Annotated in this window: 15 protein-coding genes; 10 read left to right on the plus strand and 5 right to left on the minus strand. The window is 65.6% G+C overall.

Annotated elements, in window-relative coordinates:
- Window positions 1-6 precede the first annotated feature (6 nt).
- Window positions 7-1,077, minus strand: coding sequence for a helix-turn-helix domain-containing protein (locus GEV02_RS12345; RefSeq protein ID WP_235922750.1), 1,071 nt, complete (start codon window positions 1,075-1,077; stop codon window positions 7-9).
- 174 nt (window positions 1,078-1,251) lie between these two features.
- On the opposite strand from GEV02_RS12345, the gene GEV02_RS12350 reads away from it, so the two are divergent.
- From GEV02_RS12350 to GEV02_RS12360, 3 genes are read left to right on the plus strand one after another with little or no spacing between them, the layout of a single operon-like run.
- On the plus strand, window positions 1,252-3,294 hold the full coding sequence (locus GEV02_RS12350) for a hypothetical protein (RefSeq protein ID WP_152838266.1): 2,043 nt from the start codon (window positions 1,252-1,254) through the stop codon (window positions 3,292-3,294).
- A gap of 13 nt (window positions 3,295-3,307) precedes the next feature.
- Window positions 3,308-5,329: a type II and III secretion system protein gene (locus GEV02_RS12355; RefSeq protein ID WP_152838267.1), complete on the plus strand. Its 2,022-nt coding sequence runs from the start codon at window positions 3,308-3,310 to the stop codon at window positions 5,327-5,329.
- 11 nt (window positions 5,330-5,340) lie between these two features.
- Window positions 5,341-9,471: a hypothetical protein gene (locus GEV02_RS12360; protein WP_152838268.1), complete on the plus strand. Its 4,131-nt coding sequence runs from the start codon at window positions 5,341-5,343 to the stop codon at window positions 9,469-9,471.
- 18 nt (window positions 9,472-9,489) lie between these two features.
- On the opposite strand, the gene lplT is transcribed toward GEV02_RS12360, so the two are convergent.
- A complete protein-coding gene (gene lplT, locus GEV02_RS12365; RefSeq protein WP_152838269.1) occupies window positions 9,490-10,752 on the minus strand; it encodes a lysophospholipid transporter LplT in 1,263 nt (420 codons plus the stop codon).
- Between the two features lie 129 nt (window positions 10,753-10,881).
- On the opposite strand from lplT, the gene alr reads away from it, so the two are divergent.
- From alr to GEV02_RS12380, 3 genes are all read left to right on the plus strand, one after another.
- Window positions 10,882-11,976 (plus strand): alanine racemase, encoded by a 1,095-nt coding sequence (alr, locus tag GEV02_RS12370; protein WP_152838270.1) that lies wholly within the window; start codon window positions 10,882-10,884, stop codon window positions 11,974-11,976.
- Window positions 11,977-11,980: 4 nt separating this feature from the next.
- Window positions 11,981-13,357: a DNA repair protein RadA gene (radA, locus tag GEV02_RS12375; protein ID WP_008447280.1), complete on the plus strand. Its 1,377-nt coding sequence runs from the start codon at window positions 11,981-11,983 to the stop codon at window positions 13,355-13,357.
- 99 nt (window positions 13,358-13,456) lie between these two features.
- Window positions 13,457-13,777, plus strand: coding sequence for a PilZ domain-containing protein (locus GEV02_RS12380; protein WP_328595797.1), 321 nt, complete (start codon window positions 13,457-13,459; stop codon window positions 13,775-13,777).
- Here the strand turns inward: GEV02_RS12380 and GEV02_RS12385 are convergent.
- Complete coding sequence (locus tag GEV02_RS12385; protein WP_152838271.1) at window positions 13,758-14,984, minus strand: citrate synthase family protein; 1,227 nt, start codon at window positions 14,982-14,984, stop codon at window positions 13,758-13,760. The two genes, GEV02_RS12380 and GEV02_RS12385, sit on opposite strands and share 20 nt — an antisense overlap.
- Before the next feature lie 91 nt (window positions 14,985-15,075).
- On the opposite strand from GEV02_RS12385, the gene GEV02_RS12390 reads away from it, so the two are divergent.
- The 3 genes from GEV02_RS12390 to GEV02_RS12400 all read left to right on the plus strand — a co-directional run bounded on the left by GEV02_RS12390 (window position 15,076) and on the right by GEV02_RS12400 (window position 19,154).
- Window positions 15,076-16,461: a CoA transferase gene (locus GEV02_RS12390; RefSeq protein ID WP_152838272.1), complete on the plus strand. Its 1,386-nt coding sequence runs from the start codon at window positions 15,076-15,078 to the stop codon at window positions 16,459-16,461.
- 102 nt (window positions 16,462-16,563) lie between these two features.
- Window positions 16,564-17,949, plus strand: coding sequence for a flagellar filament capping protein FliD (gene fliD / locus GEV02_RS12395; protein ID WP_152838273.1), 1,386 nt, complete (start codon window positions 16,564-16,566; stop codon window positions 17,947-17,949).
- A gap of 92 nt (window positions 17,950-18,041) precedes the next feature.
- Window positions 18,042-19,154, plus strand: a complete 1,113-nt coding sequence (locus GEV02_RS12400) for a polyamine ABC transporter substrate-binding protein (protein ID WP_152838274.1) — start codon at window positions 18,042-18,044, stop codon at window positions 19,152-19,154.
- Between the two features lie 262 nt (window positions 19,155-19,416).
- On the opposite strand, the gene sixA is transcribed toward GEV02_RS12400, so the two are convergent.
- Both sixA and ppk1 read right to left on the minus strand, forming a co-directional pair.
- Window positions 19,417-19,884 carry a phosphohistidine phosphatase SixA gene (gene sixA / locus GEV02_RS12405; protein ID WP_152838275.1) on the minus strand — a complete coding sequence of 156 codons (468 nt, stop codon included), beginning with the start codon at window positions 19,882-19,884 and terminating at the stop codon, window positions 19,417-19,419.
- 65 nt (window positions 19,885-19,949) lie between these two features.
- Window positions 19,950-22,046 (minus strand): polyphosphate kinase 1, encoded by a 2,097-nt coding sequence (gene ppk1, locus GEV02_RS12410; RefSeq protein ID WP_152807325.1) that lies wholly within the window; start codon window positions 22,044-22,046, stop codon window positions 19,950-19,952.
- Window positions 22,047-22,350: 304 nt separating this feature from the next.
- Here ppk1 and pstS point away from each other — a divergent pair, with 304 nt between their 5' ends.
- Window positions 22,351-23,397, plus strand: coding sequence for a phosphate ABC transporter substrate-binding protein PstS (pstS, locus tag GEV02_RS12415; RefSeq protein ID WP_152838276.1), 1,047 nt, complete (start codon window positions 22,351-22,353; stop codon window positions 23,395-23,397).
- The last annotated feature ends 103 nt before the right edge of the window (window positions 23,398-23,500 follow it).

The raw sequence follows: 23,500 nt of genomic DNA on the forward strand, positions 1-23,500 counted from the left end.
CATCGCTCAGGGACGCAGCCAGTCCAGCTGCATGGCGCGGAAATCGAGCGGCGCCATGCCGTAGGCGCTGCGGAACACCCGGCTGAAGTGGGCCGGACTCTGGAACGCCAGGTCGCGGGCGATCTCGGCGATGGCCGTCTCCGGCGCCAGCACCAGTTCATTGGCCGCCTCGCGCAGGCGGCAATTGCGCACATAGGCCGCCAGGCCGCCCTCGGCCTCGAACAGGCGGTACAGGCTGGGCCGCGACAGCGGAAAGGTCTGCAGGATATGCTCCGGCGTCAGGTCCTGGCGGTACAGGTTGGCGTCGATGTAGAGCCGGATCTTGTCCTGCCAGGCGGCGCGCACGGCGGCGCGCTGTCCCGATTCCAACCGCGTCTGCTTGACGAAGGCGGCCAGGATCAGCTCGCCGCAACGGCGCAGCGCCGCGTCCAGTTCGGACGGCGGCAGCGTGGACAGCGTGCGGCACAGCGCCATCAACTGGTCGAACAGCAGCCGCGTCAGCGGCGAGCTGTAGTTCACCACCTGGCCATGGATGGCCTCGGCGTCCGGAATGGCCGCCTCCACCACATGGCGCGGCAGGAAGAAGGCCAGCACCCGCGCCGACGCCGGCCGCATCATGCGCATGGTCTGGTTCATGTCCAGCGCCAGGATGCCCGGTACGAACTGGGCCGCCTTGCGGCTGCCGCCGCCGACTTCCGTTTCGATGATGCCCTCGATCGCCACATGGAACACATAGTCGCGCATGCCGTCGCGCGAGATGTAGCCGGGGCTGCGGACCTGGCAGACGGCGTCGGTGCGGCTGTCGAGGAAGATCAGATCTTTCAGCACGTAGGTGGAGATTTCGCCGCGAAAACCATGCTTGCGCTGGCTGCGCGACACCGGCACGTCCATGATGCGGCCCACGTATTCGCGCCACGCCTGGGCCTGCAAACCGGGCGCCTCGTTGGCCACCGTGAAGTGGTTGATCGCCATCGCCGGCTCCTCACCAGTCGCCGGCGGCAGGGCGTAACGCTGCCGGTGACCGGACAGGTGCCTGCGGGTCGTGGCGGTGTATTGGTGGCTGGAAGGGTGCTTCATGGACGGTAAGGCATGAATGTAGGATCATTATTGTATCTGATTCGCAACAAATGATCTGGTGTGCAACTTTAATCTCCAAAAAATGAGACAGGCAGGCAAGTGGAAAAGTTTTTGCCCGGAATATCCGGTGGCAAATATCCCCCCACTTTAACGTTACGCTCAAGGAGCAATGCCATGTTCTTCCGTGAATCCTTGCGGGCCGCCGTGACTGTCGTCGTCCTGCTGCAAGGCGCCAGCGCTTTCGCCCAGACCGATGCCCAGAAACTCGCCGTCTTCGACGCCAATTTCTACCTCAACAAATATCCCGACCTGAAGGCCGCCTTCGGCAACGACGCCCAGGCGGCGCAGCAGCACTGGCTACAAAACGGCCTCAAGGAAGGCCGCGACGCTTCGCCCGCCTTCAGCATCGGCGGCTACCGCGCCCGCTATTCGGACCTGCAGCGCGCCTTCGGCTACGATTTTTCGGCGCTGCTGCGCCACTGGTACGACGCCGGCATGAAGGAAAAGCGCGACCCGCGCGCGGTCGGCACCTACATGGCCGACCCGAACATGGCGCCGCTGGATCCGAACTTCTACCTGGCCAACAACTCCGAACTGCCGGCCGCGATCGGCATGAACGTGCCGCGCCTGGTCGAGCACTGGCTGACCTACGGCATGCCGCAGGGCCGCGCGCCGAACGCCGCCGTCGCCGCCAAGCAGGTCAACCTGGACACGACCTTCTATGCCGACCGCTATCCGGACCTGAAGCAGGCCTTCGGCTACGATGCGGTCAAGCTGTATAACCACTGGATGAACTACGGCCGCGTGGAAGGCCGCTCGCCGAATCTGTCGACCTACAACCTGATGCTGCCCGCGCCCCGTTCCGCCAACGGCCTGAGCGTGCTGCGCCTGGGCGACTACATGAAGCCGGGCGACTACATGATCTCCAATAACCGCCGCTACATCCTGGCGTTCCAGACGGACGCCAACCTGGTGGTGTACGAGACCGACCACCCGTCCAAGGCCAGCGACGCCAACCGCCGCTGGTACCAGCATCCGCAAAGCTTCGACACCAAAAAGAAATACTTCATGGTGCTGCAGCCGGACGGTCATTTCTGCACCTACGAGGGATCGTCGTCGGCCGACCAGGGCCGCTACATCGGCTGCGTGCCGGACAAGGCGGGCGGTCCGATCGGCCGCTACTTCGTCGCCCTGCAGGATGACGGCAACCTGGTGGTGTACAAGGGCCAGGGCCCGGACGACAACCGCGGCTGGATCTGGGACCGCATCACCACGCTGCCGTCGAAAGGCTTCAATTTCAAGTCCATCGTCGAGAACGTGGACAACGTGGTGCGCGCCGGCGCCGCCGCCATCGTCTCCGCCTCCAACGAGGTGGCGCACACCACGGTCGACGTCAGCAACAAAGTCGCCAACACCACCACCAGCGTGGCCGTGACCGTCGGCCGTGAAGTCGAGCAGGGCGGCCAGATCGTCGGCCGCGAAGTGGTGCGCAACGGCGAGATCGTCGGCTATGCGGTGGCCAATGCTGCCGTGGAGGCGTGGAACTTCCTGAACAGCAGCTGCGGCGCCATCGGCCGCAAGGTGTTCCCTATCGATGCCTACTTCAAGGGCGCATCGACGGTCGCCAATGCCGTCGTCAAGTACGGCAACACCGGCGGCGGCCATCAGCTGGCGTCGGCCGAGCAGTGCTTCGACTGGGCGCAGGACGGTTTCTATTGCGCGATGCCTAAGGAGCTGGGCAAGATCGTCAGCCAGGCCGGCAGCATGCCGGGCAACGTCATCAACCTGAGCACCAAGATCTTCAATGAAGCCAAGTCCAAGGATTGCCTGATCGCCGGTGCATCCACGGTCATGGCGGGTGCGCTGGGCATGGAGATGTGCGCCTTCACCAAGGTGGTGGTCAACGACGCCAAGGGCGCTTACGCCTGCTATGCGGCGGCTGAAGCCAAGGGCATCATGGCCAAGTTCATCCCCGGCGGCAAAACCAATGGCTTCCCGTCGCAGACCGCCTGCACGTCGGCCGGCCAGCTGGCGCTGCAGGTTGCCGAGAAGGTCGTCACCGATGATTTGTCGGACCAGGTCAAGCTCGCTGCCAAGAGCGGCAAGTCGGCCGCACTGGTGGCCGAGCAGTTGATGGTGGTCTACAGCATCGCCGGCCAAGCCAATAGCTACCAGAACATCGTGGACGAGCTGCACAAACTGCCTGAGTGCAATTGAGGACGGGACTGAGATGAAGATCAACGTAGTTTTGGCCGCAGCCATCGGCCTGGCGCTGGGCGGCTGTGCCGCGCCCGGCGCGGCGCCGGGCCAGAAGCAGGCCGGCGCTTTCACGCCGCTGGCGGTCGACCGCAGCGGCGGTGGACTGAGCGCGGCGCTGCAGCATGCCAACCTGTCCTCGGCCTCGCGCCAGGTGGCGGCGGAAGGCATACGCGCGCTCGACGCGCACGAGTTCAAGAAGGCCAGCGATCTGTTCAACCTGGCGCTGAAGACCGACTTGAACAACTCCTATCTGCACTTCTTCAACGCGCTGACTTATCACTACCGCGCGCTGGAAGGCGAGGGCGCGCTGTTCGCCCTGGCCGAGCAGGGCTACGAGATGGCGGTGCAGTTCGATTCCAGCAATTACACGGCCATGCATTACCGTGGCTTGCTGCACCTGGACCGGCGCGAATATGCGCAGGCCCAGCACTACCTGATGGAGGCGGCCCTGTACGACAAGCGCGATCCGGATCTGCTGTACGACCTGGCGCTGGCGTCGTATCAGATCAAGGATCCGAAGACGGCGTATGCGGCCTTGCAGGCATTGCAGTCCGTGGCCGACGAGAAGGAAGCGTATTCGCCGCGCGTGTTGCGGGCCAAGGCCATCGTCGCCGCGTCGGCGGCCGATGCGCCCGGCGCCGAGCAGGCGCTGGCGGAACTGCGCCTGCATAATGGCAGCAGCGCGCAGACCGCGTTCGTCGCCAAGCGCATCGACGACTGGAAGGCCTCGTATGCGATGCCGATGGTGCAGGCGCAGTATCCGGCGCCGGCGCAGCCCTACGGCTCGCTGCCTGCGGGCGCCAACACCGGCGTCCAGCAACCGCCGCAGGCGTCGCCCTACGGTGCGCTGCCTGCGGGCGCGAATACCGGCTTGACGGCTTCGCCGTACGGCGCGCTGCCGGCCGGCGCGAACATGGGCCAGCAGGGCGGCAATCCTTACGGCCAGCTGCAGGGCATGCAGGGCCAGTTCGGTGCGCTGCCGGGCGCGCGCCTGCCCGGCGCTTTCATCGAGAAGCAGATGGCGCTGGTCGACGTGGTCATCATCTCGACCGAGGAAGACAATGGCAACACCATGGGCGTCAACCTGCTGGATGGTTTGAAGCTCCAGTTCGGCAACAGCTCGGGCACGCCGGCGTGGGCCAAGACCACCAGCCGCGTGTTCGATGCGCTGACCGGCGTGAACACCACCGACAGCCAGTCCATCACGCGCCTGATCGGCGTGCCGGGCGTGACGTATTCGCTCAACATCGCCAACGCCACCGAGATCAACAGCGAAGTGCTGGCGCGGCCGACGCTGGTGGCGCTGGGCGGCCAGACCTCGCAGTTCTTCTCCGGCGTGGACGTGGTGGGCGCGGCCGTGTCGAACGGGCAGGGCAGTTCGGTGCAGGTGCAGAAGGAGGTCGGCGTCAAGCTGACGGTGACGCCGGAGTTCCTGCCGGAGGGCTTGATCAAGCTGCAGGTGCAGGCCGAGCGTACCTTCCTGACCAACCCGAATTCGAACGTGGTGTTCGACTTCCGTCTCGATACCACCAAGACCATCGTCAACGCCAACGTGGTGATGCGCTTCGGCGAGACCATCATCCTCAGCGGCCTGTCCGAGCGCGACAAGTCGGCCAACAACAGCGGCGTGCCGGGCCTGCGCGAGGTGCCGCTGGTGCAGTACCTGACCTCGCGTAACACCCAGCGCGACTATCACAAGAACGTGATGATCTTGCTGACGCCGCGCCGGCCGCAGTACACCTATCGCGACCAGGCGCAGATCGAGGAAGAGCGCAAGGGTTACAGCAACTTCGACCGCGTGGAGGCGGAGTTCCAGGACAAGTATACGATGTGGTATCGCCCCTTGCCGAGCATGGCGCACGTGGCCTTCGCCCTGTCCGAGAGCGCCTTGTTCCGCGAGTTCCGTTCCGGCGATCTGGAGACGCCGAGCTGGACTTCGCGCACCACCCATGGCGGCCGCTTGCGCGACGCCCTGAGCTTCCTGTTCTACTAAGCGGAGCTGCCTTGGCGATCTGCTCTCTCATGCGCCGGCTGACGGCGCTGGCGCTGCTCGGCTGCGCGTTGGCCGCGTCGGCGGCCACGCCCGACGGCCTGATGCCGGTGCGCGGCGATGCCCACGAACTCGTCATCACGCCGGATGGCTCGGTGCTGGCGCTGGACCGCGACGGACGTCCGTGGCGGCGCCGGCGCCAGGGCGACGGCAGCTGGGCCGGCCTGCCGGGCCAGTTCGCCGCGCTGCGCGCCGGCCTGGATGGCAGCGTGTGGGGCATCACGGCGGCGCATGAGTTGTATGTGCTGCGCTCGGGCAGCTGGTGGTCGCCGGCCGGGACCGGCATCGACGATGTCGCCGCCGGACCCGACGGCGCCTTGCTGCTGCGGGAGAGCGGGCGCGGCTGGCGCGACGAGCCGGCCAGCGGACGCCCGTGGCCGGCCGATGCGGCCAGCTACCCGCGCGCGCTGGCCGACGCACACGGCTTGCCGTGGCTGTGGCGCGCGGACGGCCATATCGCCCGCTATGACGGCACCGCCTGGCAGCGCAGCGACGTGCCCGATGGGCGCGGTTTGAGTTCGTTGTCGCTGAGCGCGGACGGCAGCGCGATGCTGATCGACGATCGCGGCGCGCCGTGGCGCTGGGAGCCGGCGCGCCGCGCGTGGCAGGCGCTGACGGCCGATGGCGCCGCCGGCATCGTGCAGGTGGCGCTGGGGCCGGCGGGCAAGCCCTGGTTTGTCGGCGCCGACGGCCGCGTGCTGGCGAGCGATCTGTTCGATGCGGCGACACCGGCGGCGCGGCCGCCGGCTTTATTTACACGGCTGCTGGCCTGGCAACGCGTGCGCGGCCAGGCCGAGGGCTTGAGCATCGGCGCGGACGGCACGGTGCTGACGCTGGACCGCGAAGGCAGCCTGTGGCAATGGAAGGGCAAGAATAACTGGAGCATGTTGCCGGGCCAGGCCGCGCGTGCGGCGGTGGCGGCGGACGGCTCCGTCTGGGCCGTGCTGCGCGGCGGCCGGGTGGCGCACCAGGTGCGCGGCTTCTGGCAGGAGGCCGGCTTCGAGGCGGCCGATATCGCGGCCGGTGCACGCGGCGATGTCTGGGCCTTGCGCACCGACGGCCAGCTGGCCTTGCTGGTGCGCGGCGCCGGGCCATGGCAGCTGCTGCGCGACAGCGGCGGCGCGGTCGCGATCGCGGTCGGCAAAAATGGCGAACCGTGGATCATCGACGCCAACGGCGAGGTGCGTTCGCGTCCGGCGGACGCGTGGCGCTCCCATCCCGGCATCCGCGCCGTCAGCCTGGGCGTGGGACCGGAAGGCACGGTCTATGCGACCACGGCGGAACTGGGCATCTACTGGCTGGACCCGCGCGAAGGACAATGGAAGCCGGCCACCGGCAAGGCGCTGCGCATCGCGGTCGGGCCGCAGGGTGCGCCGTGGGCGATCGGCGCCAACAGCGAGGTGCTGGCGTCGGCCTTCTTCCTGCAGGAGGATGAACGGCGCGTGGCGCGCCAGACGGCGGCGCAGCAACCGGCGGCGCCGGTGCTGAGCTTCGTGCCGGCGCCGCCGGCGTCGGTGCTGGCCAGTTCCAACAAGCCGCTGGCGTACACGCGCGTCGACGGCCGCTACATCGATATCGGCGTAGGCGGCGACGGCAGCGTGTTCGCGGTCGGCAGCGAGGGCGGCCTGTATTGCTACAACCCCGAGGACCAGCGCTTCCTGCTGGCCAGCACCGGGGCGGCGCGGCGCGTGGCGACGGCGGCCGGCGCTACGCCGTGGCTGGTGAACGCCGGCCAGGACGTTTCCTATTTCGACCGCGGCTGGCATGCGGTCGCCGATTTCAAGGCCAGCGATATCGCCGTCGCGCAGAATGGCGGCGTGTTCGCGGTGGAGGCGAACTCCCAGCAGATCTACCGCTATGCGGCGCAGGAGGGCGTGTTCACGCTGGCGCGCGACGCCAACGGCACGGCCTTCCCGAAGGCGCTCAAGGTGGCGCCGGTCAGCAACACGATGGTCTGGATTATCGCGCCGGACCAGCAGGTGCTGCGCTGCACCGGCAACAGCTGCATTGCGCAGGGCGTGTCCGCGCGCGACATCGGCATCGGGCCGGAAGGCTCGGTGATGATCGTCGACCTGATGGGCGGCGTGCGGCGCTACGACTTCAAGGCGCTGGCGTTCAAGCCGGCGGGCGGCGCGGCGCGTGAGCTGTCGGTCGGCCCGCAAGGCTTGCCGTGGCTGGTCGATGCGGAGGGCGCGGCGCAGGCGGCGTCGCTGCCCAAGCCATCCGTGCGGGCGCGCGCGACGGCGTGCAATCAGCGTTTCAGCGGCCAGCCGGTGCCGATGGCGCAGCCGCCCGCGCAGTTCAAGGCGGGCGACGACAGCGCCGTGCTGGCGCCGGGCGGCAGTGTGAATATCCTGGCCAACGATACGGTCAATGGCGTGCGGCCGGTGGCGGCGCAGGTGCTGGTGGTGTTTGCCAGCGCCACGCCTTACCTGGCCTACGCGGACGGGCTGGTGACGGTGCTGGCCGGTGCGCCGCCTGGCGCGCTGCTCAACGCCAGCTACAAGCTTTGCCAGCTGCCGACCGGCAGCAGCTGTTCGCCCCCGGCGACGGTGACGGTGGCGGTGCCTGGCACCATCAGCGCGCAGCCGGACCGCCTGTCGCTGGCGGCTGGGCAGGCGACGCCGGCGGGCGCGCTGCTGGCCAACGATGCGGCGAATGGCCGTCCCGCGGCGGCGGGGCTGGTGGTGGTCAGCGGCGGCTTCGCGGCGCCGGGATTGGCCGTGACGGCCAATGGCGCGGTGACGGTGGCGGTGTCGGTGGCGCCGGGCAGTTACGCGGGCAGCTATCAGATCTGCCTGACGGCGTCGCCGGCGACTTGCGCCGGCACGACGGTGGAAGTGACGGTGCAGGCGCCGCAGTTCGTGCTGGCGGCGCCGGTCGTCAATGTGCAACTGGAGGCGGGGCGCAGTACGGCGGCCGGCCAGTTGCTGGCTGGCGCGCGGCTCAACGGCAGCGGCATCTCGGCGGGCATGGCGACGGCCAGCGGACAGTTTGCCGCCGCTGGTCTCAGCGTGAATGCCGATGCTTCGGTGTCGGTGGCGGCGGGGACGGCGGCGGGCAATTACAACGGCAACTACCGGCTTTGCCTGGCCAGTGCGCCGTCGAATTGCGCCGGCGCGCAGTTGCTGGTGACGGTGACGGCGCCGCCGGTGTCGATCGCCGCGCAGGCGGACAACCTGACGCTGGCGCCGGGGCAGACCTCGGCCGCCGGCGCGCTGCTGGCCAACGATACGCTGAACGGCGGGGCTGCCGATCCGAGGCTGGTGACGGTCAGCGGCAGCCTCGGGACGGCGGCAGCGGTCATCAATGCCAACGGCACGATCGGCGTGGCGGCGGATGCGCCGGCCGGCACCTACAGCGGCCGCTACCGGGTGTGCGCAGTCGCCGTGCCGACGGCCTGCGCCAGCGCGGCGGTCACGCTGACGGTGGCGCCGACGGTGACTGCCGGCGCGGCCAGTGTGACGATCAATTCCGGCGCCGGCGTGCCGGCTTCCACGCTGCTGTCGCGCATCGCTGCGAATGGCCGCGCGGTGCAGGCCGGGCAGGTGGTGGTCAGTGCGAGCTTTGCGGCCAGCGGGATCAATGTCGGTACCGACGGCGCCATCGGCGTTGCTACGGGCACGGCGGCCGGTACGTATGCGGGAAGTTACAGCGCTTGCCTGAGCGCGCAGCGGACGATCTGCGCCACTGCGTCGTTGACGGTGGCGGTGCTCGATACGGTGCAGGCGCAGGCGGACAGTTTCGTACTGCGGCAAGGCGACGGCGGTGCATCGATCCTGGCGAACGATACGATTTCCGGCCAGGCGGTGTACATGGATCAGCTTGCGCGGGTGACGGTACGGGTCAGTATGAACGTGCCTGGGATCAGTTTCGGTGCCGATGGCACGATCAGCATCGCCAGCGATGCCGTGCCTGGAAATTATGCGGGCAGTTATCGCCTGTGCGTGGCGGCTGCGCCGGCCAATTGTTCCAGCGCCGCGATCAGTGTGGTGGTGCAGGCGGCCCCGGTGGTGCCGCCGACGCCGGTGGAACCGCCACCGCTGCCACTGCCGCCTGTCGAACTGCCACCGCCCCGGCCCTAGAACCGGCGGCGCGGGGTCTTAGTGCTTGGCTTCGCCGATCAGCGCGACCGAATCAAATTCGCGCTGGTTGGCGGCATGCTTGCGCATGATGAAGAACATGGTGCCAGCCAGGAACAGGCCGAACAGCACGATGATGACGTCCAGGTTCAGGTGGCCGCGCAGCATCAGCGAGTACATCGCCAGCATGGTCAGGATGGACAGGTTTTCGTTGAAGTTCTGCACCGCGATCGAGTGGCCTGCGCTCATCAGCACGTGGCCGCGGTGTTGCAGCAGCGCGTTCATCGGCACCAGGAAGAAGCCGCCCAGCAGGCCGACCAGGATCAGCAGCGGATAAGCCAGCGTCACCGATTTCACCAGGATCATGCTCATGACGATGACGCCCATGGCGATGCCCATCGGGATCACGTTCAGCGATTTGCGCAGCGAGATGAAACGCGCCGACAGCACCGCGCCCAGCGCGACACCGACGGCGACCACGCCCACCAGGCTGGTCGATTGTTCGTAGGTCAGCTTGAGGGTGCGGTTGGCCCATTCCAGCACGATGAATTGCAGCGTCTGCGCGGCGCCCCAGAACAGCGTGGTGACGGCCAGGGAGATCTGGCCCAGCTTGTCTTTCCACAGCAGGCCGTAGCAGTTGGCGAAGTCGGTAATCAGCTTGATCGGATTGCGTTCCTGGTGGCCGTAGACGCAGCCGGTGTCCGGGATGCGGGTGTTGAACAGCGCCGCCAGCATATAGATGAAGACCACCACGCACAGCGCCGCTTCGGGCGCGGTGTCGATGCCGGTGTCGATCATCGGGAAGTCAAAGCCCAGCAGGAAGGAGGAGACTTGGCTGCCGACCAGCTTGCCACCCAGCACGGTGCCGAAAATGATCGACATCACGGTCAAACCTTCGACCCAGCCATTGGCGGCAACAAGTTTCTCTGCGGGAAGTAATTCGGTGAGGATGCCGTATTTGGCAGGGGAGTAGACGGCGGCGCCGAAACCGACCAGGGCGTAGGCCAGCAGCGGGTGGACGTGGGCGAAAATCAGTAGACAACCTGCAACCTTAATCAGGTTGGAGATGAACATGACCTTGCCTTTAGGCATCGAATCGGCGAAGGCGCCGACAAATGCCGCCAACAGCACGTAAAACAGCGTAAACGAGAGCTTCAGCAGCGGGGTAATCCATGCTGGGGACTTCATCGTCACCAGCAGGTCGATCGCAACAAAGAGCAGCGCATTATCCGCCAGGGACGAGAAAAATTGCGCTGCCATAATGGTATAGAAACCACGATTCATACTGGGGTGCCTGAAAACTTATCTGGCTTGCTTTATACCATGCTTTGTTCGTATCCCCAAGAATTGAGCCGTGCGGATATTCCGCTACACGGTAAAATACGGCCTTCTAATTCTCAGCAAAGAATGCTTATGCCCCGGCCGATCGTCGCAACCATCCACGTTGATTCCATGAAGCATAACTTGGCGCTCGCCAAGGCCAATGCGCCGGGCGCCAAGGCCTGGGGCGTCCTCAAGGCGAACGGCTACGGCCACGGCCTGGAAAGGGCGATGCGCGGTTTCGCCGACGCCGACGGCCTGGCGCTGGTGGAGGTCGATAACGCCGTGCGTCTGCGCGAAATGGGCTGGAACAAGCCCGTCCTGTTATTAGAGGGATACTTCGATCCGGCCGATCTGGAGACCATGGCCAGCTACGGTTTGCAGGCTGCCGTGCATTGCAACGAGCAACTGGCATGGCTGGAGGCGGCGCAGGCGGACCTGAGCGCGCGCGGCGTCCGATTTGATCTGCATCTTAAAATGAACAGCGGCATGAACCGTCTCGGCTTCATGCCGGATGCCTATGCCGCCGCGCATGCGCGGCTGAGCGCGATGTCCTGCGTAGGCAGCATCACCATGATTACCCACTTCGCCAACGCCGACGATGCCGAGCATCCACTGCTGCCGATCGCCGAGCAGGTGCGCCGCTTCGAACTGGGCACGGCCGGACTGGCCGGCAGCCGCAGCCTGTCGAACTCGGCGGGCGTGCTGATGCACCAGAAGACCTTGCGCAACGACTGGATACGTCCTGGCATCATGCTGTACGGCGGCTCGCCGGGCGGCGCCACGGCGGAATCGTTCGGCCTGCAACCGTGCATGACGCTGAGCAGCGAGATCATCGGCATCCAGAACATCGTCGCCGGCGACGTGGTCGGTTACGGCAGCCGCTTCCAGGCCGAGGGGCCGATGCGGATCGGCGTGGTGGCCTGCGGCTATGCGGACGGCTACCCACGCAGCGCGCCGATGGGCACGCCGGCGCTGGTCGACGGTGTCCGCACCAGGCTGGTCGGGCGGGTGTCGATGGATATGTTGACGGTCGATCTGACCGATCTGCCGTCGGCGCGGGTGGGCAGCAAGGTGACGCTGTGGGGCCAGGGCATGCCTGTCGACGAGGTGGCGACGGCCGCCGGCACCATCGGCTATGAGCTGATGTGCGCGCTGGCCCAGCGCGTGCCTGTGGTTGAAGGCTGAGCCGATGGCCAAGGCAAAAACCAATTACACCTGCAGCGAATGCGGCGGCACGGCCACCAAGTGGACCGGCCAGTGTTCGTCCTGCCAGCAGTGGAACACGATGGTGGAGACCGTCATCGAGGCGGGCGGCAACAACCGTTATTCGCAACCGCAGCACTTGTCGCTGGCGCAGACGGCGCCGGTGCTGTCGCTGGCCGATATCGACGCCATCGATGTGCCGCGCTTCGGCACCGGCATCGAGGAGTTCGACCGCGTGCTGGGCGGCGGCCTGGTGGCGGGCGGCGTGGTGCTGATCGGCGGCGATCCCGGCATCGGCAAGTCGACCCTGCTGTTGCAGGCGCTGGCCAATGTGTCGCATCTGAAGCGGGTGCTGTATGTCAGCGGCGAGGAGTCCGGCGCGCAGATCGCGCTGCGCGCCAAGCGCCTGAACATCGATGCCCGCGATTTGAAGCTGCAGGCGGAGATCCAGCTGGAGAAAATCCTCGGCACGCTGGCGGACCTGAAGCCGGAAGTGGCGGTCATCGATTCGATCCAGACGGTGTATTCGGACGCGCTCAGTTCGGCGCCGGGTTCGGTGGCGCAGGTGCGCGAGTGCGCGGCGCAGCTGACGCGGGTGGCCAAGCAGACCGGCATCACCATCATCCTGGTCGGCCACGTGACGAAGGAGGGCGCGCTGGCGGGGCCGCGCGTGCTGGAACACATCGTCGATACGGTGCTGTACTTCGAGGGCGACAACCATTCCAGCTTCCGTTTGGTGCGGGCAATCAAGAATCGTTTCGGCGCGGTCAATGAGCTGGGCGTGTTTGCGATGACGGAGAAGGGCTTGAAGGGCGTGTCGAATCCGTCGGCGCTGTTCCTGTCGCAGCATGACAACCAGGTGCCGGGGTCCTGCGTGATGGTGACGCAGGAGGGCACGCGCCCCTTGCTGGTCGAAATCCAGGCGCTGGTTGACGCCAGCCATCTGCCTAACGCGCGCCGCTTGTCGGTCGGTTTGGAGCAGAATCGTCTGGCGATGCTGCTGGCGGTGTTGCACCGGCATGCGGGCATCGCTGCCTTCGACCAGGACGTGTTCATCAACGCGGTGGGCGGGGTGAAGATCACCGAACCGGCGGCCGACCTGGCGGTGCTGCTGGCGATTAATTCGTCGATGCGCAGCAAGCCGCTGCCGCGCGGTTTCGTGGTGTTCGGCGAGGTGGGGCTGGCGGGCGAGATCCGGCCGGCGCCGCGCGGGCAGGAGCGTCTGCGCGAGGCGGCCAAGCTGGGCTTCTCGATGGCGATGATCCCGAGCGCCAATGCGCCCAAGCAGCCGATCGAGGGAATGACGATCATCGCTGTCGATCGTATCGATGATGCCTTTAATAAGCTGCGCGAAATCCAATAACGTTGTATTGTTACGTGTTGTAATCGTCAATGCTGCTTAATTGTTAAAGCTTGGTTGCTAAAGCTTAGTTGCTAAAGAATACGTACAAAGGACAGGATAGTGTTAGTTGATCAAAGGTCGGTAGCGCGCAAGATCGTGCGCGCCAAGGCGGTGGTGATTATGGACGGCATGCCGCCCCTGCAGGGACGCACGATCGATATCAGTGCGCAGGGCTTGTCGCTCAATTTCGAGCACAAGCTGGGGACTGGACATATGGGGCAGCTGTCGTTCGAGCTGTTCATCGATGGCAAGGCGCAGCTGCTGACTTGCCGTTCCAAGGTGACGTATTGCATCTTCAGTGGCGATCATTTCAAGATCGGCTACCAGTTCCTCAATCTGGATTCCATCACTTCCGGCGCGATCAACAAGTTTCTGCGCTAGGCCCCACGTAGCGGGCCCTGGGGCGGATCAGGCGGTTGGCCTGCACTTGTTCGAGTGCGTGCGCCAGCCAGCCTACGCAGCGGCCCAGCGCGAACAGGATGAACGGTGCGTCGTCCGGCAGTTCGTGGGCGGCGGCCAGCAGGGTCAGCGCAAAATCAATGTTCGGCAATTCCCCCGCCTGCGCTTCGGCTGCGGCGGCGAGGTCGAAGTACGTCTGTAATTTCGGCTGTAATTTCGGTAGTAACTCCAGCAGCGCGCGGGCGCGCGGGTCGCCTTCGGCATACAGTTTGTGGCCGAAGCCGGGCAGCGGGCGGCCGCTGCCCAGCCATGCCTGGACTGCCGGGCTGGCGCCGTGCTGGTGGGCTGAGGCGATCAGTTGGGTTAATTCGGCGGAGGCGCCGCCGTGCAGTGGGCCGGTCAGCGTGGTGAAGCCGGCCAGGATCCCGGCCGCCAGCGAGGCGCCGGTGGAGATGGCGACGCGGGTGGCGAAGGTGGAAGCGTTCAGTTCATGGTCGGCCATCAGCACCAGGGCGCGGCGCAGCAGGTCTTCGGCGGCGGGGCGTTGCCAGGCTAGTGCGAGGCGGTGGCTGATGGTGGTGTTGATGTCGCTGGCCGGGGCGGCCATCATGGCCGCCGTGAGCGTGGACAGGACGCTGGCGGCTTCGGCGCGCAGCTCGGCGGCCGGGCGGCCCAGCGAGGGTGAGTCCGTTGCGCAGCGCAGCGCAAGGGCCAGCAGGCCTGCGCCCAAGGCGCTGGCTGGGCGCGCACTGGCGGCGGGCGCCGGTGCTGCGGCGATGGCAGCGGCCGCCGTTGTCGCCGCCGCGTTCGCTGCGGCTGCGGTTGCGGCCAGCACCTGGCCAGGCTCGGCTTGCCACAGCAGGTCGGCGATGTCTTCCAGCGTGGCGGTCTCGGACAGTGTGACGGCGTCGCGGCCGCGGTAGAGCAGGCGGCCGTCGGCGGCGGTGGAGAGGGCGGACGGCAGCACCGGGTCGCCCCATTGCATCGCTTGCGCGGAGACCGTCTCTATCTTGCGGCGGCCGTTGCTGCGCTTGGCCATGCGCAGGATGTCGTCGCGGTGGTAGAGGCTGCGGCGCGGATCGTCGGCGTCGGACTTGGCGCGGATCTTCCCCCGGCTGACGTTGGCGTACAGCGTCTGCGGGCGGACATTCAATACATTCAGCGCTTCTGCCGCTGTCATCCAGACCATTTCTGATTCCTATGTTGACGCTTCAAGTCAAGATTGACGCCCCCTGTGGGCGGTCCTAAGCTGGGACAGCATATCAAGTCCCGGAGCGCTCATGTCTAAAATGTTGGAAGCTATTTCGTCCGCGCTGTCCCTGCCGGCGCCGGAGTGCGTGACCCTGGCCGGCGAGGGCGCGCTGCCGTCGTGCTACGCGGTGACGGACTTGGCGGCGGCCTCGGTCGGCGCGGCGGCGCTGGCTGTGCGGCACCTGATCGCGGCGCAGGGCGGGCCGGCGGCAGAGGTGACGGTCGACCGCCGGCTGGCGTCGCTGTGGTTCGGCTGGTCGCTGCGTCCGGTGGGCTGGGAGCGGCCGCCGTTGTGGGACCCGGTGGCCGGCGACTATCCGACGGCGGACGGCTGGATACGCTTGCACACCAATGCAATCCACCATCGCGATGCGGCGCTGGCGGTGCTGGGTGCGCCGGTGGAGCGCGCGGCGGTCGCGCGGGCAGTGGCGGCGTGGCGCGGCGCCGATCTGGAGGCGGCCGTGGTGGCGCAAGGCGGTTGCGCGGCGATGATGCGGTCCAGCGAGGAATGGGCGGCGCATGAGCAGGGACGGGCTGTGGCGGCCGAGCCGCTGGTGGCGTTGGCCGGGCAGGGCGGCAGTTTCAACGCGGGCTGGGCGGCGACGCCGTCGCGGCCGCTGGCGGGGCTGAAGGTGCTGGACCTGACGCGGGTGCTGGCCGGGCCGGTGGCGACGCGGTTTCTGGCGGGCTATGGCGCGGACGTGCTGCGCATCGATGCGCCGGACTGGAGCGAGCCGGGCGTGATACCGGAAGTGACCTTGGGCAAGCGCTGCGCGCGGCTGGATTTGCGGGCGGCGCAGCATCGCGCCGTGTTCGAGGAATTGCTGGCGCGGGCGGATGTGCTGGTGCATGGATATCGCCCGGACGCGCTGGAGCGGCTGGGGTTTGGCGAGGCGGCGCGGCGGCGCTTGAATCCGGGGCTGGTCGATGTGGCGCTGGACGCCTACGGCTGGACCGGTCCGCTGAGCGGGCGGCGCGGCTTCGACAGCCTGGTGCAGATGAGCGCGGGGATAGCGCAGCGCGGCATGCAGTGGCAGGGCGCGGCAAAGCCGGTGCCTTTGCCGGTGCAGGCGCTGGACCATGCGACCGGGTATCTGGTCGCGGCGGCGGCGGTGCGCGGATTGCTGTACCGGCTGGAGGAGGGGCGGGCGACGCAGGCACGCCTGTCGCTGGCGCGCACGGCGCTGCTGCTGGAGCAGATGTCGCCGGCGCTTGCGGAGGCGGGCGTGCAGCCGTTGGGCGCGACGGCCGAGCCACCGCTGGCCGCGCCCGCCGATGCGGATCTGGCACAGGCGCTGGAGCAGACCGCCTGGGGGCCGGCGCGACGCTATCTGCCGCCGCTCCACATCGAGGGCGCGGACATGGTCTGGGATAGACCTGCCAGCGACCTGGGCTCAGCGCCGCCGCGCTGGTAGCGCCGTTGGTCGCGGATTGGAGGGCAAACAGCCTTCTGTTCGCGGCTTTGAAACTCCCGCTGGTGTTGCATAATGGCTAACCAATCAAAGGCGGATCGGATCATGGCGACTTCCAGCATTACTTCCAGCGGCAATACCGGCAGTTCGACGGTGTCGAACGATATCTACAACCGCGTCCAGCAGACCATGGCGTCGCAGAACAAGGCGGCGACCAAGCTCAATACGACGCTGAAGAACGACCAGACCAAGCTGTCGGCGCTGGGCCAGCTGCAGAGCGCGCTGGCGAACTTCCAGTCGATCGCCTCCGGCCTGACCGGCAGCGGCTTGAGCACCAGCGCCGCCACCTCGGTCAAGAATGTGCTGACCGCCGCCTCCACCGGCACCGCCAAGGCCGGCACCTACGCGGTCAACGTCAAGCAGCTGGCCCAGGGCCAGTTCCTGACCAGCGACGCTTTCGCTGCCGCCGATGCCAGGATAGGATCCGGCGCCGTCACCACCGTCAAGATCGACTTCGGCACGGTCGGCGAGGACAAGGGCTTCAAGGCCAATCCGGGCGCGGCCAGCAAATCCGTCACCATCGACAGCAGCAACAATACGCTGGACGGCATCGCCGCCGCGTTCAAGGCGGCCGGCGTGGACGTCAAAGTGGTCAAGGGCGACGATGGCAAGTTCTCGCTGGCGATCGCCGGCCCCAGCGGCGCGGCCAACAGCATGCGCATCAGCGCCAGCGGCGATGCGATGCTGAAAAGCCTGCTCGGCTACGACCCGGCCGGCAGCCAGAAAATGAAGCAGACCAGCGCCGCCATGGACGCCATCCTGACCGTCGACGGCAAGGATGTCACCAGCGCCAGCAACACGCTGGACAAGGACAAGGGCATCGCCGGCATGACGCTGACGCTGACCGGCACCGGCAAGACCGATGTCACCGTGACGCAGGATCCCAGCCAGGTCGGCACCAACCTGAAGGCCTTCGTCAGCGCCTACAACGATTTGAACAAGAAGCTGCAAGCCTTGCAGAAGGGTGACCTGAAATCGGACACGGCGATGGGCCAGGTCACCAGCCAGCTGGACTTGCTGCTGAAGACGGGCGGCGGCAGCGTGTCGATCGCGGCGCTGAACGCGGCCGGCATCAGCCAGGACAGCAGCGGCCAGCTGGTGCTGGACGATAAGAAGCTGCAAGCGGCGCTGACCGCCGATTCGGCCGCGGTGGGCAAGCTGTTCACCAATGGCGGCAAGGGGATTGCCGATCTGCTATCGTCGAAGGCGGCGGCGCTGACCTCGGACAGCAGCACGATCAGCAAGGAAGCCAGCCTGCTGGGCCGCGAAATCACCAGCATCAATGGCCGGCGCGCGGTGATGACCAAGGCGCTGACGGCCCAGGCCACGGCGCTGGTGGCGCTGTACTCGGCCCAGGCCCAGACCGGCGCCGGCAGCGCGATCAACGGTGCGGCCGGCAAGTCGGGCACGCTGTTCGATATGCTGGGTTGACGTTTCAGACGGATATTTCTAACGAATTCCTTGCGTCGGAACTGGCTATGCCCGATCATCACGGCTTGTGATTGATTCCACTCGGAGGGGCTATGGCAGGGAAGTTCGTTGGTACGATGCTGGTGGCGGCTGGCCTGATGGCCGGCGCAGGGCAGGTTGCGGCGCAGGCGCAGGAGGAGAAAGTCCTCAATATCTACAACTGGTCGGATTACATCGCCGACGATACGGTTAAAAACTTTGAAAAAGAAACCGGTATCAAGGTCCGCTACGATCTGTTCGACAACAACGAAATCCTCAATTCCAAACTGGCCGCCGGCAAGTCGGGCTACGACATCGTGGTGCCGACCGCGCAATGGGCGCGCCTGCAAATCGACGGCAAGCTGCTGCGCAAGCTCGATAAATCCAAGCTCAGCAACCTGAAAAACATGGACCCGGCGATCCAGGCCAAGCTGGCCAGCATCGATCCGAACAATGAATACCTGGTCGACTGGCTGTGGGGCTATACCACCGTCGGCATCAACGTCAACAAGGTCAAGGCCGCGCTGGGCGGCATGCCGATGCCGGACAATGCCTGGGATCTGATCTTCAATCCGAAATACGCGTCCAAGCTCAAATCGTGTGGCGTGTCCTTCCTCGATTCGCCGTCCGAGGTGCTGCCGGCCGCGCTGCTGTACCTGGGCAAGCCTGCCTACTCGAAGAACGCCGCCGACTACGCCGAGGCGGGCAAGCTGCTGCAAGCCATCCGCCCGAATGTCACGCTGTTCAGCTCGTCGGGCTATATCAACGACATGGCCAATGGCGCGGTGTGCGTGGCGCTGGGCTGGTCGGGCGATATCAGCATCGCCCGCCAGCGCGCGATCGACGCCAAGAACGGCAATGTGATCGAGGTGCTGGTGCCGAAGACCGCGGCCGCGCTGGTGTTCGATACGATGGCGATCCCGGCCGATGCGCCGCATCCGAACAACGCGCATCTGTGGATCAACTACATCATGCGCCCCGAGGTGCACGCCAGCCTGACCAACAAGGTGTTCTACGCCAATCCGAACACGGCCAGCCTGAAGTTTGTGCGTAAGGATATCGCCGGCAACCATACGGTGTTTTTGTCCGACGCGGACAAGCAGCGCATGGCCGCGCCGGAAGCGGTGCCGGCCGATATACGCCGCAACATCACCCGCATCTACACCAAGTTCAAGACCGGCCTGTAAACGATGATCGGCGCGAGAGGCGGGTCCGGTCAGGACACGCCGCTGGCGCCGATGCTGCTTCAGTGAAGCGATGGCTATTCGTGATAGCGGTCGATCAATTTATGTTTGCTGCCGCGCGTTTCCTCGATGATTTCGTACACGACCAAGGCGATCATCCCGCCGAAGATCCCCATCGCGAGCAAGGTGAACATGATAACCCTCCCTCAAGTTGTTACGATTAAACTTTAGCAGACGGTTGCCGCTTTGCAAGCTCGGCAGTTATTTATTTGACGACCAGGTCGGCCGCCATCACTGCCTTGAGGTAGACGCTGGCCGGATTGCCGGGGTCGCGCTGGGCGAACCACCAGGCGCTGGCCTTGCGGATATCCCATTCGAGGTCGTCGCCGGTTAGCAACAGTGCGGCCACCTGGCCCAGCGTCGGCTGATGGCCGACCACCAGCACCGAATCCTTGTTGCCCGGCCAGTTGGCGGCCTTGAGAATGTCGGACGGATCGGCGCCGGGCGCCAGGTCGGTGTGCATCTTGAACTTGCGGCCCAGCGCTTCCACCGTCTGCAGCGTGCGTACGGCGGGGCTGGCCAGGATGCGGCAGCTGTCGGGCAGCTGGGAGTCCAGCCATTGGCCCATGCGGCGGGCCTGCTTCTGGCCCTTGACCGTCAGTGCGCGTTCCAGATCGGACATGCCGGGACCGGCATCTTCGGCCTCGGCGTGCCGCCATAAAATGAGATCCATGTTTTTCTCCTGAGCGACATGTGAAAAAAGATCCCCGCGCCACCTCCCGGCGGCGCCTCTCTTGCTTACTCCCCGAGCTGGGCGCCCGCCATGCCCAGCGTGTCCATCAGGTGCTGCTGTGCGCTGTAGTGGGGCTGCTTGCCGCGCGCCTTGCGGCGCTGGTAGTGGCCGTCCGCCTCCAGCTCCCATGCGTTCATATTATCCTTTAAATACGGATTCAAGCCTTCTGCCAGCACGCGCCGCTTGAGCGCCTTGTCCAGGATGGGGAAGGCGACTTCGATGCGGCGGAACAGGTTGCGGCTCATCCAGTCGGCGCTGGCCAGCATGATGTCGTGCGCCAGGTCGTTGCGGAAATAGTAAATGCGGCTGTGTTCGAGGAAACGGCCGATGATGGAGCGCACCCGGATGTTTTCCGACAGGCCCGGCACGCCGGGCTTGAGCGTGCAGGCGCCGCGCACGATCAGGTCGATCTTGACGCCATCCTTGGAGGCGGCGTACAGCGCTCGTATCACCGATTCGTCCACCAGCGCGTTGATCTTGACGATGATGCGACCCGGCCGTCCGGCGCGGGCGATGCGCGCTTCGTTGCGGATGGCTTTGATGATTTCGTTTTGCAGCGCGAACGGCGCCAGCCACAAATGGGTCAGGCGGTGCGGCTTGGTCAGGCTGGTCAGGTGGATGAACACTTCGTTCACTTCCTGGCTTATGCCGGGGTGGCTGGTCAGCAGGCCGAAGTCGGTGTAGAACTTGGTGGTGGTCGGGTGGTAGTTGCCGGTGCCGAGGTGGGCGTAGAAGCGCAGCTTGCTGTCCTCGCGGCGTATCACCAGCGCCACCTTGGCGTGGGTCTTCAGGCCGACCACGCCGTACACCACCTGGGCGCCGGCCTGTTCCAGCTTGTCGGCCCAGTTGATATTGGCTTCTTCATCGAAGCGCGCCTTCAGTTCGACGATGACGGTCACTTCCTTGCCGGATTGGGCGGCCAGGATCAGCGATTCCATCAGATCGGAGTTCATGCCGGTGCGATAGATGGTTTGCTTGATCGCCACCACGGCCGGGTCGAGCGCGGCGCTGCGGATGAAGTCGATCACGGTCTGGAAGGACTGGAACGGGTGGTGCAGCAGGATGTCGCCGTCGCGCAGGGCGGCGAAGATGTCCGGGCTGCCGGGCTTTTGCGCGATGCCGGGGAAGAAGGGCGGGAAGCGCAGCGCCGGATTGTTGACGTGGTCCATGATCTCGGTCAGGCGCACCAGGTTGACCGGGCCGTTGACGGCGTACAGCCGGCTCTGGTGCAGGCCGAACTGGTCGAGCAGGAATTGCGACAGTTCCGGCGGGCAGTTCTTGGCCACTTCCAGCCGCACCGAGGTGCCGAACTGGCGGCCTTGCAATTCACCCTTGAGCGCCTGGCGCAGGTTCTTGACCTCGTCCTCGTCGACCCACAGGTCGGAGTCGCGGGTGACGCGGAACTGCGAATAGGCGATCACTTCGCGGCCGGCGAACAGGTCGGAGATGTGGGCGTGGATGATGGAGGACAGCAGGCAGAACGAGACGCCGCCGCTCTTCGACAGATGGTCAGGCAGGCGTATCACGCGCGGCAGCACGCGCGGCGCTTTCACAATCGCGATGGCGGTGCCGCGGCCGAAGGCATCCTTGCCGGACAGCGAGACGATGAAATTCAGGCTCTTGTTGACGACTTGCGGGAAGGGGTGGGCCGGGTCGAGGCCGATCGGCGTCAGCAGCGGGCGCACTTCGGTGTCGAAGTATTCCTTGACCCAGGCGCGCTGCGCCTCGTTGCGCTCGTTGTGGCGCACCAGGTGCACGCCGTTGGCGGCCAGCTGGGGCAGTACTTCCTGGTTGAGGATTTCATACTGGTGGGCGACCAGCGCGTGGCATTCATTGCTGATGCGCGACAGCGTGGCCACCAGCGCAGGGTGGTTGGACAGCGAACCCTCGACGCTGCCGGCCGCCAGCAGGCTGGCCACGCGCACTTCGAAGAATTCATCCAGGTTGCTGCTGGCGATGCACAGATAGCGCAGCCGCTCTAATAAGGGGATGCTTTTGTCTTCGGCCTGCGCGAGCACGCGCCGGTTGAACATCAGTTGCGACAGTTCCCGGTCCAGAAACGCGGAGTTCTTGTTTACTTCAGCATGCAAGTCAGGCTTCATGTCTTTTTGTTCACTTTGCAGGTAAGCTCATTCTATCCTTTATTGCGGAAGAATGATGCAACAGTGTAAATAAGAAATATGACAGCTGCGTGACACGTTCTGTCATAAATGACTTGTGTGACGTTCCAATTATGACAGGAAGGCGTAATATATCCGGGCGCGTTGGTCTGTTCCCAGAGGGAGGAGCGCAGTGAAAGCGGGGGGGGATAACTATTTTTGACATATTTCGGTCATGTCATAAACCTGTCATATAGTCCCGGTAGACTGCGCAGCATCCTAACCTGTCATAACAAAAGGACTTGATATGCGACTGAAACAACTGTTTTCCTCCCTGGTAGTTGGCGTAGCGGCTGTAATGGCCTTCTCGTCCGCTGCTCACGCCGCCGATATGACCGGCGCCGGCGCAACCTTCCCTTACCCGATTTACGCCAAGTGGGCTGAGTCGTACAAAGCCGCCACCGGCAACGGCCTGAATTACCAGTCCGTCGGTTCGGGCGCCGGTATCAAGCAGATCAAGGCCAAGACCGTCGATTTCGGCGCGTCGGACAAGCCGCTGAGCGCCGCTGAACTGGACGCCGAAGGCCTGATGCAGTTCCCGGCCATCATGGGTGGCGTAGTCACCGTGGTCAACCTGGACGGCATCACCCCTGGCCAGCTGAAGCTGACCGGTCCAGTGGTTGGCGACATCTACCTGGGCAAGATCACCAAATGGAACGACGCCGCCATCGCCGCGCTGAACCCAGGCGTGAAGCTGCCAGCCGATGAAATCACCGTTGTGCACCGCGCCGACGGTTCGGGCACTACCTTCCTGTTCACCGACTTCCTGTCGAAAACCAGCCCTGAGTTCAAGACCAAGATCGGCGCCGACGCAGCCGTGAAATGGGCCGTGGGCGTAGGCGGCAAGGGTAACGAAGGCGTGGCCGCAAACGTGCAGCGCATCAAGGGTTCGATCGGCTACGTCGAGTGGGCTTTCGCCAAGAAAAACAAAATGTCGCACACCCAGCTGAAAAACAAGGACGGCAACTTCCTGCAGCCTGACGACGACTTCTTCAAAGCCGCCGCCGCCAACGCCGAGTGGACCAAGACCCCAGGCTTCGGCGTGGTGCTGACCGACCAGGCCGGCAAGAACTCGTGGCCGATCACCGGCGTGTCCTTCATCCTGATGCACAAAGCTCAGGCTGACGCCAACAAAGGCAAGGAAGTCATCAAGTTCTTCGACTGGGCCTTCAAAAACGGCGGCACTTCGGCTACCGAACTGGACTACGTTCCACTGCCGGCATCGGTTGTCAAACTGGTTCAGGATGCCTGGAAAGCCAACCTGAAAGACGCTTCCGGTAAAGCCATCTACTAATCCGGACCGTCCCTTCGCCGCGCCGCAGCACAGCGCGGACGGCGAGGGGGTTAGCCTGCGCCTCCCGACCGGGAGCCGCAGGCTAGCTACCATCCACGAGACA

This window comes from Rugamonas aquatica (assembly GCF_009380215.1).
GTDB classification, from domain to species: Bacteria; Pseudomonadota; Gammaproteobacteria; order Burkholderiales; family Burkholderiaceae_D; genus Rugamonas; species Rugamonas aquatica_B.